Here is a 15,652-nt window from a genome sequence, read left to right as displayed (position 1 = left end):
CAAACTACTAATTATTAGTTTTTTGTGTTGAAAACTTTATAAAAATATTAAACAAAGCATATTAGCAGAATGAGAATTTTTTCTAATATTTGTTGCCAATCCAATAAATAAACGGTAACACCCCCACTTAAATGAGTAAACAGGAGCCCTTGCTACGGGATAACAAAGACAGATTTGTAATATTTCCTGTGAAACACAACGATATTTGGGATGCCTATAAAGCTATTGAAGCTAATTTTTGGACTGCGGGACAAATAGATATTCAAAAAGATTTATTATCCTGGGAAGAATTAAATGGAGAGAAACGCCTGTTTCTTAATAAAGTTCTTGGTTTAATTCTTTCTGCAGAAAGAAACCTGAGCAGTTTAACCAAAAAAATTAGCAACAAGATTAATCTTCCTGAGGCTAGATCCTTTCTGGATTTACAACTGGTTATGGAAAATACACATACCGAAGCCTATAGTATGTGTTTAAATTCCTTTTTTAATACAACTCAACAGGAAAATGTTTTTAAAGACATTCAAAAAATACCTGCTACATCAGCCAGGGAAGAATGGATAAAAAAATGGTCTAACAGCAGCTCTTTTGCCGAAAAATTAGTAGCTCTAGCTACTGCAAAAAGTATTTTTTCCTATAGTAGTTTTGCTACTATTTTCTGGATAAAAAATTGCGGTTTAATACCGGGGCTTTGCTATACCTATGAGCTTATTTACCGCGATAAAGCCTTACACAGGGATTTTGCAGTTCAACTTTTTAGAGATCACCTTTTAGAAGAAATTTCAGACAAAAAAATACAGCAAATTATTGGTGAAGCTGTGGCTATAGAAAAAGAATTTATTGCTGACTTTCTTCCTTTAGATTTAATTGACCTCAAAATTAAATCTTTAACCGAATATCTTGAGTACGAAAGCAAAAGATTGTTTACCGATTTAATGCTGAATAAAAACTTAAAAGAGGAAAATATTGCTAAAGAAAATCTAGTAAATAAGAGAGCACAAGATTACTCTCAAATTAATAAAACAGATAAAGAGTTTAATAAAATCAGTAAAAAAACTGATTTGTAAAAACTGGAACTGGCGCCATGCTCCCCAATATGACGCTGTTTCAGTTTTTTTAAACTACCGCCCCCCGGTTTATTTCTCTATCCAAATTTTAAATGCTCAAGTTCAATTAAAGAATTCAGGCTAATACCTTTCAGCAAAACACGCTCAACCGGCCAATATTCATAAGCTTTTTCTATTTTTGAACCTGGATTATAAATTCAATTCTAAACAGCACTAAATTATGATGAACTGGGAGCAACTTCTTTCCTTAAAACGTTTTGGAGATACCAATAAACGCTTAAGAAAAGAGCAAAACGAAACCCGTCTTGGTTTTGAGGTAGATTACGACCGAATTATTTTTTCTTCGGCTTTTAGAAGTTTGCAGGATAAAACCCAGGTAATTCCGCTTTCCAAAACCGACTTTGTACATACCCGGCTTACGCATAGTTTAGAAGTTTCGGTAGTTGGGCGATCTTTAGGTAGACTGGCAGGGCAAAAAATTCTGGAAAAACATCCTCAACTGGAAAAAACCCATGCTTACAAAATGAACGATTTTGGTGCCATTGTGGCCGCTGCTGCCCTGGCTCACGATATTGGGAATCCCCCTTTTGGGCATTCAGGAGAAAAAGCTATTGGGGAATATTTTAGCCACGGTCATGGAAAACGTTTTAAAGATGAACTTTCTCCAAAAGAATACCAGGATCTTATAAAATTTGAAGGGAACGCCAACGGTTTTAAAATCCTTACACAAAATAAACCGGGAATCTCTGGTGGTCTCCGACTTTCTTACGCCACTTTGGGAGCTTTTATAAAATATCCTAAAGAATCTTTACCACATAAACCCTCACAAAATATAGCCGACAAGAAGTTTGGGTTTTTCCAGACAGAAAAAGAGATTTTTGAAGAGGTTGCAGGCGAATTAGGCTTAATTAAAACCGGAAAAGACGGTGATATAAGTTACTACCGCCATCCTCTCGCGTTCCTGGTGGAAGCAGCCGATGATATTTGCTATACCATTATAGATTTTGAAGACGGGATAAACCTTGGTCTAATTGATGAAGATTATGCGTTGGAATATCTTATAAAACTAGTAAAAGACAATATAAATACCGGCAAATACAATAGCCTTACAAATACTGCAGATAGGTTAAGTTACCTAAGAGCCCTGGCTATAAATACCTTAATTACCGAAGCGGTAGAAACCTTCTTAAAAAATGAAGATGCCATTCTTTCAGGAAGTTTTCATCAGGGATTGTTAGATAAGAGTAAATACGAAGCGCAAATAGACGATATTATTAAAATTAGTATTGAAAAAATCTACCAGAGTGAAGAGGTAATAAGTAAAGAAATTGCAGGGTATAAAATGCTTTCGCACCTTTTAGATACTTATACCGAAGCCTTACTTCCGTTGAAAGCCGAAGAATATTCTAATTTTAATAAACTGGTTTTAAAATCGGTTCCAAATTTAGCTTATCTCCAGGAGGAGAATTCGGTTTATAGGCGTTTATTAGAAATTTGTTCGCATACCGCTTCGTTGACTGATGGGTTTACCGTAGCTTCTTTTGAAAAATATAAAGGAATTAAATTATAAGAAAATGCCGGCTTAGACAGCCGGCATCTTTAAAATTCGTAGACGAGGCCTACGCCCAGCATTTGCTTAAACTGCACCCTGGGCCCGGTAGTTTCAAGCTCTCCATCGCCATTAATATCTTCTTTAAATTTTACATCGTCATCGTAGCGTAAATGGGAACCCACATTGGCTTTTATAAAATCGTTTACTTTTAAATTCACGTTTAACTGCCACTCCACATCAATATTCCCAAATTTATTGAGATAATCTGAATACAGGCTTAATTGATTATCCAGTTCAACATTTTCAAAGACTTCTTTTGAAAAATCACTGGTAACCAGAAAACCAAATTCAGTTCTTACATTTTCTCCTTTTTCAACAATATTTCCCAGCGTATCTCTCACTGCTCCCGTAACACCAAACATCCCTTCGTTAGCCAATCTTTGGTCAAGAACAAAAGTAGATTTTTGCGTTACCGGTGAAATATATACTTTAAGATCTTCTACAGGATCTGAATACTCTGTACCAATACCCAGAAATAAATAACCCGGAGCCATAAATTTGGAAATAGGACTATCGGTATCAGGATATTTATATCCATTGGTAAACTGTGTATTAAAGTTGAATTTTGCCGAATAGAACCAATTGGAAACCGAATCTTTTCTATAACCAAAAGAAGAATTTAAACGTAACTCATCTTCTGTTTTTCTAAGTTTCTGGCCCTCCTGGGAGTTTATACCATAGCGCACCGTGGCCCGGTTTCGCCAATTAAGATCATCTTTTTTATAATTGCGCTCTAAATTACCGTGAACCAGAGCAGAAATTGAATTATTTCCACCGGCATTCCAGTTAATAAAAGCAACCTCGTTTAAGTTTACCCCAACTTCATTCTTTTCTGTCCAAAACGTTACTATTACAGAATCTACTTCGGTGGTATCCTGTACCACTTTAATAGAATCTGAAGGTTTTATAGTATCGTTATAAATGTCAAAATAATAATCTGAAATTGAATTGTTGGCGGTGGTGGTTAAGTAAACGAAGCAAGCTACAAGACATAAGACTTTGGTTTTCATTAGTTAATTTAGATTTTTCGGAATGGCAAAATTAAAGATTTTGAAGAAGAGACACTACTTCTTCCCTAATATATTCAACGCTAATTTTCGCAATTTCTTGTAATTCGTCTATATTTCCTTGCTCAATAAAATTATCTGGCAAACCTAAATTCCTAATTTTAGCTTTATAATCGTGTTTTGCTGCAAATTCTAAAATCGCACTACCAAAGCCGCCTACCACAGTTCCATCTTCAATAGTAATAAAGGCTTCGTATTTCCTAAAAAGAACGTGCAATAATTCTTCATCTAGCGGTTTTACAAAGCGCATATCAAAATGCCCGATTTTTTCTGTTTTTATACTTTCTATGGCTTTGGCTGCATTCTGCGCCATATTTCCAATACTTAAAACAGCAATTTTATCACCTTCTTTAAGGCTCCTGGCTTTTCCAATTGTTATTTTCTCAAAAGGAGTTTCCCAGTTTGTTTTAACGCCCCTACCTCGTGGGTATCTTATGGCCATTGGAAGTTTTAAATCTAGCTGAGCGGTATAAAGTAGGTTTCTAAGCTCTGTTTCATCACTGGGCGCGGCAATTATAATATTTGGAATACATCTTAAATAAGCGATATCAAAAACGCCATGATGTGTTGCCCCATCTTCCCCAACCAGTCCTGCCCTATCCAGGCAAAAAACTACCGGCAGTTTCTGAATGGCAACATCGTGAATAACCTGGTCGTAGGCGCGCTGTAAAAAAGTAGAGTAAATAGCGCAAAAAACTTTAAAACCCTGGGTAGCCATCCCTGCAGATAGTGTTACCGCGTGTTGTTCGGCTATGCCAACATCAAAGGCCCTTTCTGGAAAAGCCTGCATCATAAATTTTAAAGAACTTCCTGTAGGCATGGCAGGAGTAATTCCTATAATTTTTTCGTTCTTTTTTGCTAATTCTACCAAAGTGAGACCAAAAACATCCTGGTATTTTAAAGGAAGCCCTGCCGTATCGTATGGTAAAAGCTCCCCGGTGTCTGGTCTAAATTTCCCGGGTGCGTGATATTTTACCTGGTCTTCTTCAGCCTTTTTTAAACCTTTACCCTTAGTAGTAATTACGTGAAGGAATTTGGGACCTTCAATTTGTTTCATTTGTTTAAAAACTTCAAGCAATCCAGCAATATCGTGTCCATCTACCGGCCCAAAATATTTAAAATTAAGCGCTTCAATAATATTACTTTGTTTTGGCTTGTAACCTACCCGCGCTTTGGTTAAGTATTGTTTTAAAGCTCCAACGCTGGGGTCTATTCCAATTGCGTTATCGTTGAGCACCACCAGTAAATTTGCTTTTGTTACTCCCGCATGATTTAAACCTTCAAAAGCCATCCCGCTGGCAATAGAAGCATCTCCCACCACAGCAATATGGTGTTTTTTAAATTCACCTTTAAGGTTTGAAGCTATAGCCATTCCCAGGGCCGCAGAGATCGCGGTAGAAGAATGCCCAACCCCAAAAGTATCATATTCGCTTTCTTCCCGCTTTGGGAATCCGCTAATACCGTTTAATCTTCTGTTAGTATGAAAAATCTCACGTCTACCCGTTAAAATTTTATGCCCGTAAGCCTGGTGACCTACATCCCAAACCAATAAATCTTTAGGAGTATTAAATACATAATGCAGGGCAACCGTTAATTCTACCACGCCAAGACTGGCTCCAAGGTGGCCTTCTTTAGTTGCAACTATATCTATTATAAATTTCCTGAGTGCTGCTGAAACTTCCTGTAACTTTTCAGCCGGGAGCTTCCTCAGGTCTTCAGGAGAGTTTATATCTTCTAAAATATTAAGATTCATAGTACGCAAAGTTAAGCTATGAAAAGTTATTTCTTACAAGGATTTCTTCAGAAGCTAATTTTATAATTTTTATCTTTCCGCAGAAAAGATTATTTACATGTTGCAGCCCTTTGATGATGAATATTTTATGAAAAAAGCACTGGAAGAAGCCCAAAAGGCTTTTGAAAGGTGCGAAATTCCTGTTGGGGTTGTAGTTGTAATAAATAACCAGATTATAGCTCGCGGACATAATTTAACCGAAACCCTCAACGATGTTACCGCGCATGCCGAAATGCAGGCAATAACCGCTGCTGCAAGTTTTTTGGGCGGGAAATATTTAAAAGATTGCACCATGTACGTAAGCTTGGAACCTTGCCAAATGTGCGCCGGTGCTTTATATTGGAGCCAAATTTCAAAACTTATTTTCGCTGCGGAAGATGAGCAACGCGGCTACCGAAAAACCGGGGTAAAGCTACATCCAAAAACCCAGGTAAAATCTGGTATTCTTGCAGATGAAGCTTCGGCATTATTAAAGCGTTTTTTTATTGAGAAACGAAATTTGAATTAATTCCTTGCTTAACCAAAGTTAAAGACTTGCTAAAGACAAGTGTTATAATGCGTTAAAAGCTATTGTTAAGTGGCTTTTTTTCCAAAAATTTGAAGTTTGTTCAAATTAAAATTGTTAACGCATCTATGGGGAATATTAATACCATTTATAAATTCGTCTTTTTATTTATAGCTTCAGTTATCTCGGCAACCGCACAGGTTTCTCCAGGTGCCGAAGAGCATAAAACTCTGGAACACACCTTTTATGTTGCCGGTAATATTGGAAATGATCTTACAGGTGAAGGTCTAAAAATCCTAAATACCATTGTAGAGGCTTCAAAAAATGACGATAATGCTTCCTTATTAATTCCTGGAAATTTTCTTCCGCAGAAAGGATATGAAAAAGAAGGGGAACGCGAGAACCAACAGGAATTCTTAAAAAAGAACCTTTTAGATGCGGTTCAGGAATTTAACGGTAAAGTTATATTTACTCCAGGCCGTAACGAATGGACCAAAGGTGGACAAAATAGAATAGATGATCTGGAGTCTTTTCTTCAGGATAATCAATCTAACATAGAAGTTTGGCCAGATGATGGTTGCCCAATTGAACAGGAAGATATTACCGATGATCTAATTCTTATTACCGTAGATACCCAGTGGTATTTAGAAGATTGGGACGAGCATCCCAATATGAATTCTAAATGCGATATAAAAACAAGAGAACGCTTTTTTGCTGAATTTAAAGATGATATAAAAGATGCCCATGGTAAGACCATTTTGGTGTCTCTACAGCATCCGGTAATGAGTAATTCAAAAAGATCCTTCTTTGAAAAAATTGGAGGTTTTTCAGCCCAGGATTATCAAAGCAAAGAACAGAGTTATTTAAGAGGCCGCCTGGAGACCCTTGCCAGCCAGTTTGATAATGTAATTTTTATTTCAGGGCTGGACAGAAATCTTCAATATTTGGAAGATGATGGCATTCCGCAAATAATAAGCGGAAGCACGGGAAAACCCCAAAAACTTAGTATTAGAAAAGAAAACGAGCATTTTGGAAGCAACAAAAGCGGTTATGCTAAAATAAAAGCCTATAAAAATAATGAAACGCTTATTGAATTTTTCAGCATTGAAAATTCAGATCAGCCCATTTTTAGCAAAACGCTTAAAAGCGACGAACTAAACTGGAACGAGATTAATTTTAAAACTAAAGAACAAATTGGTGACACCGTAAGCGCTTCTATATATACCGAAGAAGAAACCGATAAATCTGGCCTTTATAAAAGCCTAATTGGTGATTTTTATAGAGAAGTGTATAGTAAAAAAATAAAAGCACCCGTGCTGTTCCTGGACACCCTGGAAGGGAACCTGCAACCTTTAAAAGAAGGCGGTGGTATGCAATCCCGCTCCCTTAGGTTTATTGCCGATGATAAAAATGAATTTACTATTCGTGCATTAAGAAAAAGCGCTACCCGGTTTTTACAGGCCACCACCATTAAAGACCATTATATTAAAGATTATATTGAAAATACCGTGGCCCAACGCTATGCGATGGATCTTTTTACCAGTGCACACCCTTACGCCCGCTACTCCTTAAAACACATTAATGATTTACTGGATATTTATGCGGGAAAACCGGAAATCTTCTATATTCCTAAACAAAAAGCCTTAGGACTTAATAATGATGAATATGGCGATGAACTTTACATGTTTGAAGCCCACGTAGGAGATGAAAATAAAGAATTTGAAAGATTTGGTTCGCCCGAAGATATTATAAGTACTCGCGATCTTCTTGAGGAAATGAGAAAATCTAAAAATATCAGGACAGATGAGAAAGAATTTATAAAAAACAGGCTGGTAGATATGTTAATTGGCGACTGGGACAGGCACTTCGATCAATGGCGATGGGCATTACACACCCAGGAAGATAGTACAAAACTCTACAAACCTATACCCCGTGACCGCGATTTTGCCTTTCCAAATTATGATGGCTTTATTCCAGACCTGGTAAAATTAGGATTGCCCCTGGTTAGAAAAATGGAAACTTACGATGCCAATGTAGATAATGTAAAATGGTTTAATTTATCGGGTTACCCTTTAGACCAGCGCTTATTAAAAACCTTAACCTGGGAAGACTGGAAAGAACAGGTAGAGTTTATTCAATCCCGACTTAGCGATAATGAAATTGAGACTGCTTTTAAAGCTTTACCAGAAGAAGCTCAGGATGAAACTATTGAAGACATTAAAAGTAGCCTAAAAGCGAGAAGAGATAATTTAGAAGATATTGCCAAACGCTATTATAATTATTTGCAGGAGTTTCAAATTCTCACAGGAACCGAAGAAGATGATACTTTTAGCATTGAAAGAAAAGACAATGGTCTTACCGAGATTATAATGATTAATGAAGACGGAAAAGAAGTCTTTAGAAACACTTATAATTCAGAAATTACCGATGAAATTTGGATCTATGGATTTGATGGCGACGATACCTTTAAAACTTTAGGAAAAGGAAATAATCCTGTAGAAATTAAAGTAGTAGGTGGAGAAGAGAACGATATCTACGATTTTCAGAATACTAGAAAAATTAAATTATTCGATCATAAAAGCAAAGAAAACACGATCATCAATTCTGCTTCCAGAAAATGGTTGGTAGACGATTACGAGATAAACACTTTTAACCCCGATAAACGAAAAAGAAGTGAAAATAAAATTATGCCGCAAGTAGATTATAATGGCGACGAAGGGCTTTCTTTAGGAATTAAAGACACTTACACCACTTACGGGCTCACCAATAATCCATTTAATACACAACATACTTTTGATGCTGCTTATTATTTTGCCACTAACGGTTTTGAAGTAGGATATCAGGGAGAATTTGCACATATTTTCTATAACTGGAACCTGGGAATTTCAGCTCGCTATACCAGTCCTAATTTTGCTGTAAATTATTTTGGAGAAGGTATAAATTCCGAAAATCAACGTGATACCTTTGAAAGAGATTACAACCGGGTTCGTATTGAGCAATGGGAAATTGCACCTTCCCTAATTTGGCGTGGAAACTCCGGCGGAAGCTTCTATGCAAAGCCAATGCTACAATCTAGAGAAGTATCTTATGATGAAGAACGATTTATAGCAGATGCCTTTTCTGAAGAAAATGATCTTTTTAACCAACAACTTTATGCCGGTGGGGAATTAAATTATCATTATGAAAACCGGGATAACCCTGCATATCCATCCCGCGGATTTGAAGCTGATATCACCACAGGATATAAAACCAATATTGACGGTCACAACAACGAATTTGCTTATGTAAGTCCGTGGCTGGCTATAGATTATCCGTTGCACGAAAGCGGAATTGCGGTTTTAGCTACCAAAGTTGGTGGTAAAGCCATCTTTGGTGATAATTATGAATATTATGATGGTGCTATCCTTGGTGGAAATGAAAATTTGAGGGCCTATCGTTGGGAACGTTTCAACGGGAAACAATCTTTCTACCACTCTACCGATCTTAGAGTTGGAATAAGCCGATTCAAAACTAATTTTATTCCCCTGCAAATTGGAGTAAGTGCCGGCTTTGATTACGGCCGGATATGGGCAGAAGATTCAACTTCAGATAAATGGCGAAACAACTATGGCGGCTCAATCTGGATTAATGGCTTTAATGCTTTTACCGCGAACACAGGCTATTATTACGGTGACGATGGCGGAAGATTAACCTTTACTTTTGGTTTTAAATTCTAAATTCCCGTGTTGAAATCCACACACTTGTGGAACATTACTGTAGAAGTTCACAGTATTCAAATTTGAAAGTATTGTTAACTTGAAAACATTTTGCCACAAAAGACTTAAATTCAGTTAATTATTAGCTTAAAACTTAAGGCTATCCTAATTATAAATTTTAGGTAAGAAAATTGGTTTAACAGGGATAAATAGATTTAAAAATGTCCCCAGATATAAACCTAATTCATAACCTATTGCAGGCGGTAATGCTTATTCCGTTTTTGCACCTGGTGAACCAGTATATTTTTAAAAAGATTAGTGAAAAACACGATTTTTTCTCAGCAAACCTGATGAATAAATTGTTCTATTATCATCTATTCTTTGCCGGTATTTATTACACCTATGCGTTTTTTAATCCTTCAGATTCAAAGCGATATTTTAGTGTGCCGGGAAAAGAAGGTAAAACCTGGAGCGGATTTTTAGAAACAGGTACCTCTTTTATAGATTTTCTATCTTATCCATTTATAAATTTCTTCGGCTTTAGCTACGAAATGATGATGTTGCTTTTTAGCTGGGTTGGTTTTATGGGCTTTGTGTATGCTTACCTATTTTTTAAAGAAAACATAGCTATAAATATTAAGATCTTTAAGAAAATTGATTTCTTGGTTTTAATTCTTTTTCTACCAAATATGCACTTCTGGACAGCATCTTTAGGCAAAGGAGCACCTATTTTTCTGGGCTTAATGTTATTTGCTTATGCCCTTAGAAAACCACAAAACAGAATTTATAGTTTAAGTTTGGGCTCTTTACTGGTTTTTGCCATAAGGCCGCATATGTTTTTGCTATTGGCAGGAGCAGGACTGCTAAGTATATTTATCAATAAAAACCAGATTAGTTTAAAACAAAAAGCAATTTTTGTGGGCGCTATAACTGGTGTTCTCTTGCTTTTTCATAAACAAATTCTGGATGTGGTAAACCTTGGGAATTCTCAAAACCTAGTTGCCGATTTTCTTTCTTTTACTGAAAATCGTTCTAATAGCCTGGATAATGCCACTTCGGGTGTGCCAATGACAGATTATTCACTTCTCGAGAAATTCTTTACTTTCTGGTTTAGGCCACTATTTTTTGATGCTCCCGGAATTCTTGGAGTTATAGTTTCTATAGAGAATTTAATCTATTTATTATTGTTCGGAAAATTATTTAAAAAGAGTTTTTTCGGCTTTTTAAAAACGGCGCCGGGCCATGTAAAACTAAGCCTGATCTTATTTTTCACCACGTCTTTTGCAATGACATTTGTAATGTCTAATCTTGGAATAATCCTTAGGCAAAAATCAATGATTATGTATTTCCTGTTCTTTGTGATCTACTATTTTCTGGCTTACGAAAAAGACACTGTTTTTAGGTTAAAACAGGAGGTGACTGGTAGGCAGCATTTGCAAAAAGCTGCCTAATTTTGGTGATCTAGATGAAATTACTTCCAGAATTCATCTTCCCACACGCCGCAAGTGATTTCTTTGTCGTGGTGTTGTTGAATTTCCTGAAGTTCTTCTGCTGAAGCTTCTTCCTGGATTTTATTAAAAAGCACCCGTTCTTCAAACCTAATATGGCCTTCCAGGTCGTTTTTAATCATTTCTAAGGCAAGGGAGATATCAGTATTTTGGCAGAATAATGATTCCAGATGTTCGTGTTCTTCCAGGGCCTGTTTTACCAGTACATTTTTAGCACCTAAAACCGGAAAAACATATTTTTCTTCAATCTGAAAATGTTCCCGTAACTGGTTTTCCCAAAACCAATCGGTATATTTTTTTATGCGTTGCGGTTCCACGCCGGTTTCAAAACCTTTTCTAATTTTCCAGCATAGCAAAAGCCCCTGGTGATGTTCTCTACTCAAAGGTTGAATAGCCTTAAGTCTTTTTATCGGATTAGTCTTTGGCGGTACCATAATTAAAATTGTTGATTCCTATATAAAATAAGAAATCTAAATCTGTTTTACTCGATATTCGAGATTAATTCCTCTTATTGCCGATTATTATCTCCCAAAAGTATTTTATTGCAATTCTAATAATCAAACCAATAACAAGCCGATTATATAAACAAGGCTTCCCACCAACATCATTACCAGCGTATAGGGAAGGATTTCCCGGGCTTTTAGTTTGGTAATGGCAAGTAATGGCAACGCCCAGAAAGGTTGCAGCATATTGGTAATCTGGTCTCCATAGGCCAAAGCCATCACAGCTTTGTTAAGCGGCACCCCAAGTCTTAAAGCACTTTCTAAAATTATTGGGCCCTGTACCGCCCATTGCCCGCCGCCACTGGGAACAAAAATATTTACCAGGCCTGCGCTGAAGAAACTGTAAACCGGCAGACTAACATCGGTTGCGATACTTACAAAAACCCCAGAAATATCACTCACCAAACCCGTTTCCCGCATTATGCCCATTATCCCAAAATACAAAGGAAACTGAATTAAAATAGCCGCCGCTCCCCCAATGGCTTCTTCTAAAGCTTTTAAAAATGAAGCAAAAGACTCGTGTAACAAAATACACAAGCAAAGCATTAGAAAATTCAGCATATTAGGCGTAAGGTTTCCTGCGGAAATTTCATCAGAATAACTGGCGAAAAAAGCTACTAGGAGAAGAAATCCAAAAATCAATCTTAGTGATTTTGAATGATCCAGTTTTTCAGCACCGGTGATTTTTGCGATATGATCTGTTTTCATTTTAGCTTCAATTTTCACCGTTTTCGTTCCACTGATCCTGGAAAGTAAATACAGCGTAAGCGGAATTAACACTAATAAAGTTCCGAAAATCAATAAATTCCAGGAAGAAAAAATTGTACTTGTGGTAGGAAGACTATTGGGTAGTTGTGAAAGGAATTCCCCACCTGCTCCCGGAAAGAGACTGGCTAAATGACCTTCTTCAGCGGCTTTTAATGGCGCGCTACCACTCATTCCTCCGTGCCAAACCATTAAACCTACATAACCGGCGGCTCCAATTAATGGATAATTAATTTTGAAGCCTCTATTGGAAGCTGCTTCGGCAACTTTCCTCGCCATTATTGCTCCAAAGATCAATCCCAGTCCCCAGTTAAAAAATGCAACTAACATTGTTGAAACCGAAACAATAATTACTGCGCTCGCGTTTCCGGTCACTATTTTAGTTAACTGACTCGTTAGCCAGGAAACAGGTTTGCTTAGTACTAAGATGTGTCCCAAAACCAAAATGAGCATCATTTGCACCATAAAGACAATAAGCGCGGGATCCCACATCCCGGTTTGCCAAAAATCGAGGATTTGAATTGCAGAATTAGTATTGGTTTCTCCCGTAAAGAAGAACGCGACAAAAAGTGTGATTAACGTAAGTAGCACCGCTAAAGTAAAGGGTGCTGGTATAAGTTTTTTAAAAGTGTTTTCTATGAAATTGCTAAGGTTCAAATTTTAATATTAAACGTGCTGATCTACCAAAAATTGAATTTATTATTCGATTAATTTTCCTACTAAAAATCCCATCCTAAAGTAGGGTTTGGATGGGTATTATCTATTAACACTGCTTAAAACTATAAATTATTTATTAATTTCTTATGAAATGCAGTTTTTAATTGAAAAGCTTTTGATTAGATAGCTCCCAAAAGAAAACCCCCGCCGAATTGACGAGGGTTTCTTGTTATTGAATCATTTGCAGTATACAATCTACACTATACATTTTTTGACCTACAGTTTCTCTAAATCTTTTACTTCATCCTTACTGGCTTCCATAATGCTTATCGCATAACCGCCACCGGGAGCAGATTTTTGTGAAAGCTCAGACTTACTGTTCACTCGATATTTTTTGATCTCATAAGCCTGCGGATTATCTTTATAGTGCGCATCTTCAGCATCGGCATAGACAGTCGCGATATAGGTTTTGCCTTTTTCAAGGAAATCGAATTCAATTTCTGAAGTTCTTGGGGTAAGTCCGTTTACATTACCTACAAACCAGTTATTTCCATCTTTTTCTTTTCGGGCAATAGTGATATAATCTCCCGGCTCGGCTTCCAGGTAAACACTTTTCTCCCAATCTATCGCTACATCTTTTATAAACTGAAATGCATCCATAAACTGCTCGTAATGCTTAGGCAAATCGGCTGCCATTTGTAAAGGCGAATACATCGTTACATACAAAGCTAATTGATTTGCCAGCGTGCTGTTTACGTGAGAATTATTATCTGGATTCAGTTTACTGATATCCATTTCAAAAATTCCGGGTGTGTAATCCATTGGCCCGCCAATTAAACGTGTAAAAGGTAAAACAGTCACGTGATTTGGTTTATTTCCGCCGAAGGCCTGATATTCAGTTCCACGAGCCGATTCGTTGGCGATAAGGTTTGGCCAGGTTCTGGCAATTCCGGTTGGTCTAACCGCTTCGTGCGCGTTGATCATAATCTCATATTCCGCAGCCTTTTCAAGCGCATATTGATAGTGATTAACAATCCACTGGCTATAATGATTTTCACCTCTCGGAAGTATATCACCTACATAACCGGTTTTAACCGCGTTGTAATTATTGGCTTTCATAAACTGGTAAGCCGTATCTAAATGCCTTTCGTAATTTCTAACCGAAGCCGAAGTTTCGTGGTGCATAATCATTTCCACGTCTTTACTTTTGGCGTATTCCCTAATTTCATCTACATCAAAATCTGGGTATGGCGTGACAAAATCGAATACATAATCTTTAGAATTTCCAAACCAATCTTCCCAACCTACATTCCAGCCTTCAACCAGCAACCCATCAAAACCGTGTTCTGATGCGAAATCAATATAGTATTTTACATTTTCAGTAGTTGCAGCGTGAGTACTATTCGGTTCAGCGGCTTCAAAATCGGTTTCACCTAGTTTTACTGCAGCAAATTCATCGGTATAATCCCACGAGCTCATTCCTGTGATCATTTCCCACCAAACACCCATATATTTCATTGGCTTAATCCAGGAAGTATCTTCAATCTTACTGGGTTCATTTAGGTTATAAGTGATTCTTGAAGAAAGGATATCTTTAGCTTCATCACTTACAATTATAGTTCTCCATGGCGTTTTTCCGGGAGCGATCATATAGGCTTTATCTCCATTTACATCTGGTGTCAACCAGGATTCAAAAACCATAGTTTCATCATCCAGGTTTAAGTGCATTGCAGGGTAATCCAGTAAAGCGGCTTCATGTAAATTAATATACAGGCCGTCTTCGGTTTTAAGCATCAAAGAAGTTTGCACTCCTGTGGGTGAGAATGATTTTTGAGAAACATTGGCGGTTACCGCCTCTGCCATCAAGCCTCTTATTTCTGAAAGTTTACTTTCGGTATAATCGTATTCCTGGGTATCATAATCGCCGGCGATCCAAAAAGCGGTGTGATCTCCGGTCATAGCGAATTCAGTTTTTTCATCTGAAATCACAAAATGCCCTAGATTAGATTCCTGCGGAAATTCATATCTAAACCCGAGTCCGTCGTTGAATAAACGAAAGCGCAAAACCAATTTACGCTCTGAATCTTCCTGATCTAGATGTACAACAAGTTCATTATAATGATTTTCAATCTCACTTTCTTCACCCCAAACCGGTGTCCAGGTTTCATCAAAAGTAGATTCTTCGGTATTTTCTATGCTAAAATTTGAGGTGAGAGCCTGTTCTTCATTTTTTAATTCTACTCCCAGTTTACTGGTTTTTACTACAGTTTTACCTTCAAACTCCAGGCTATAAACCGGAGTACCATCTTCCTGAAGAGAGAAATTCATCTCCAGGTTTCCGTTAGGTGATTCCAGTTTTTGGGCTTGCAAACTACCAAAAACAACCAGGCAAAAGAGGCCTAATATTAATCGACTTTTCATAAATTCTACTTTAATATGTGTGAATCTACAAAAGTACGGTTTTAAGGAGTTTTGGGAAATAAA

Annotated in this window: 10 protein-coding genes; 5 read left to right on the top strand and 5 right to left on the bottom strand. The window is 37.1% G+C overall.

The genetic code is table 11. The features are described 5' to 3' along the window. Positions 1-131 precede the first annotated feature (131 nt). Both AACZ30_RS04950 and AACZ30_RS04945 read left to right on the top strand, forming a co-directional pair. Complete coding sequence (locus tag AACZ30_RS04950) at positions 132-1,064, top strand: ribonucleotide-diphosphate reductase subunit beta (protein ID WP_339648058.1); 933 nt, start codon at positions 132-134, stop codon at positions 1,062-1,064. 223 nt (positions 1,065-1,287) lie between these two features. Next, on the top strand, positions 1,288-2,634 hold the full coding sequence (locus AACZ30_RS04945; RefSeq protein ID WP_339648082.1) for a deoxyguanosinetriphosphate triphosphohydrolase: 1,347 nt from the start codon (positions 1,288-1,290) through the stop codon (positions 2,632-2,634). A 29-nt stretch (positions 2,635-2,663) separates the two neighbouring features. Here AACZ30_RS04945 and AACZ30_RS04940 read toward each other — a convergent pair whose 3' ends face one another. Both AACZ30_RS04940 and dxs read right to left on the bottom strand, forming a co-directional pair. Beyond that, the gene (locus AACZ30_RS04940; RefSeq protein ID WP_339648057.1) at positions 2,664-3,686 is read right to left on the bottom strand and encodes a DUF3078 domain-containing protein; all 1,023 of its coding nucleotides are present in this window, start codon (positions 3,684-3,686) and stop codon (positions 2,664-2,666) included. Between the two features lie 31 nt (positions 3,687-3,717). Beyond that, positions 3,718-5,496: a 1-deoxy-D-xylulose-5-phosphate synthase gene (gene dxs, locus AACZ30_RS04935; protein ID WP_339648056.1), complete on the bottom strand. Its 1,779-nt coding sequence runs from the start codon at positions 5,494-5,496 to the stop codon at positions 3,718-3,720. A gap of 97 nt (positions 5,497-5,593) precedes the next feature. Here dxs and AACZ30_RS04930 point away from each other — a divergent pair, with 97 nt between their 5' ends. From AACZ30_RS04930 to AACZ30_RS04920, 3 genes are all read left to right on the top strand, one after another. After that, complete coding sequence (locus tag AACZ30_RS04930; RefSeq protein WP_339648053.1) at positions 5,594-6,043, top strand: nucleoside deaminase; 450 nt, start codon at positions 5,594-5,596, stop codon at positions 6,041-6,043. Between the two features lie 89 nt (positions 6,044-6,132). Next, positions 6,133-9,756: a metallophosphatase gene (locus AACZ30_RS04925; RefSeq protein ID WP_339648051.1), complete on the top strand. Its 3,624-nt coding sequence runs from the start codon at positions 6,133-6,135 to the stop codon at positions 9,754-9,756. A gap of 200 nt (positions 9,757-9,956) precedes the next feature. Next, on the top strand, positions 9,957-11,186 hold the full coding sequence (locus tag AACZ30_RS04920; RefSeq protein WP_339648050.1) for a hypothetical protein: 1,230 nt from the start codon (positions 9,957-9,959) through the stop codon (positions 11,184-11,186). Between the two features lie 20 nt (positions 11,187-11,206). Here the strand turns inward: AACZ30_RS04920 and AACZ30_RS04915 are convergent, their stop codons facing one another. The 3 genes from AACZ30_RS04915 to AACZ30_RS04905 all read right to left on the bottom strand — a co-directional run bounded on the left by AACZ30_RS04915 (position 11,207) and on the right by AACZ30_RS04905 (position 15,589). Continuing rightward, the gene (locus AACZ30_RS04915) at positions 11,207-11,626 is read right to left on the bottom strand and encodes a hemerythrin domain-containing protein (protein WP_339648049.1); all 420 of its coding nucleotides are present in this window, start codon (positions 11,624-11,626) and stop codon (positions 11,207-11,209) included. 174 nt (positions 11,627-11,800) lie between these two features. Then, complete coding sequence (locus AACZ30_RS04910) at positions 11,801-13,168, bottom strand: TIGR00366 family protein (RefSeq protein WP_339648048.1); 1,368 nt, start codon at positions 13,166-13,168, stop codon at positions 11,801-11,803. Between the two features lie 276 nt (positions 13,169-13,444). Then, positions 13,445-15,589, bottom strand: coding sequence for a glycoside hydrolase family 97 protein (locus AACZ30_RS04905; protein WP_339648047.1), 2,145 nt, complete (start codon positions 15,587-15,589; stop codon positions 13,445-13,447). Positions 15,590-15,652 lie beyond the last annotated feature (63 nt).

This window comes from uncultured Salegentibacter sp. (genome assembly GCF_963972535.1).
In the GTDB taxonomy this organism is placed as follows: domain Bacteria; phylum Bacteroidota; class Bacteroidia; order Flavobacteriales; family Flavobacteriaceae; genus Salegentibacter.
The sequence above is the reverse complement of the archived record's forward strand: the minus strand, read 5'-3'. Positions and strand labels throughout refer to the sequence as shown.

Bases quoted from the DNA above. Each gene is read 5' to 3' on its own strand.
- AACZ30_RS04930 (WP_339648053.1), top strand. From the start codon at position 5,594: ATGTTGCAGCCCTTTGATGATGAATATTTTATGAAAAAAGCACTGGAA.
- AACZ30_RS04905 (WP_339648047.1), bottom strand. From the start codon at position 15,589: ATGAAAAGTCGATTAATATTAGGCCTCTTTTGCCTGGTTGTTTTTGGT.
- AACZ30_RS04940 (WP_339648057.1), bottom strand. From the start codon at position 3,686: ATGAAAACCAAAGTCTTATGTCTTGTAGCTTGCTTCGTTTACTTAACC.
- AACZ30_RS04945 (WP_339648082.1), top strand. From the start codon at position 1,288: ATGAACTGGGAGCAACTTCTTTCCTTAAAACGTTTTGGAGATACCAAT.
- AACZ30_RS04920 (WP_339648050.1), top strand. From the start codon at position 9,957: ATGTCCCCAGATATAAACCTAATTCATAACCTATTGCAGGCGGTAATG.
- dxs (WP_339648056.1), bottom strand. From the start codon at position 5,496: ATGAATCTTAATATTTTAGAAGATATAAACTCTCCTGAAGACCTGAGG.
- AACZ30_RS04950 (WP_339648058.1), top strand. From the start codon at position 132: ATGAGTAAACAGGAGCCCTTGCTACGGGATAACAAAGACAGATTTGTA.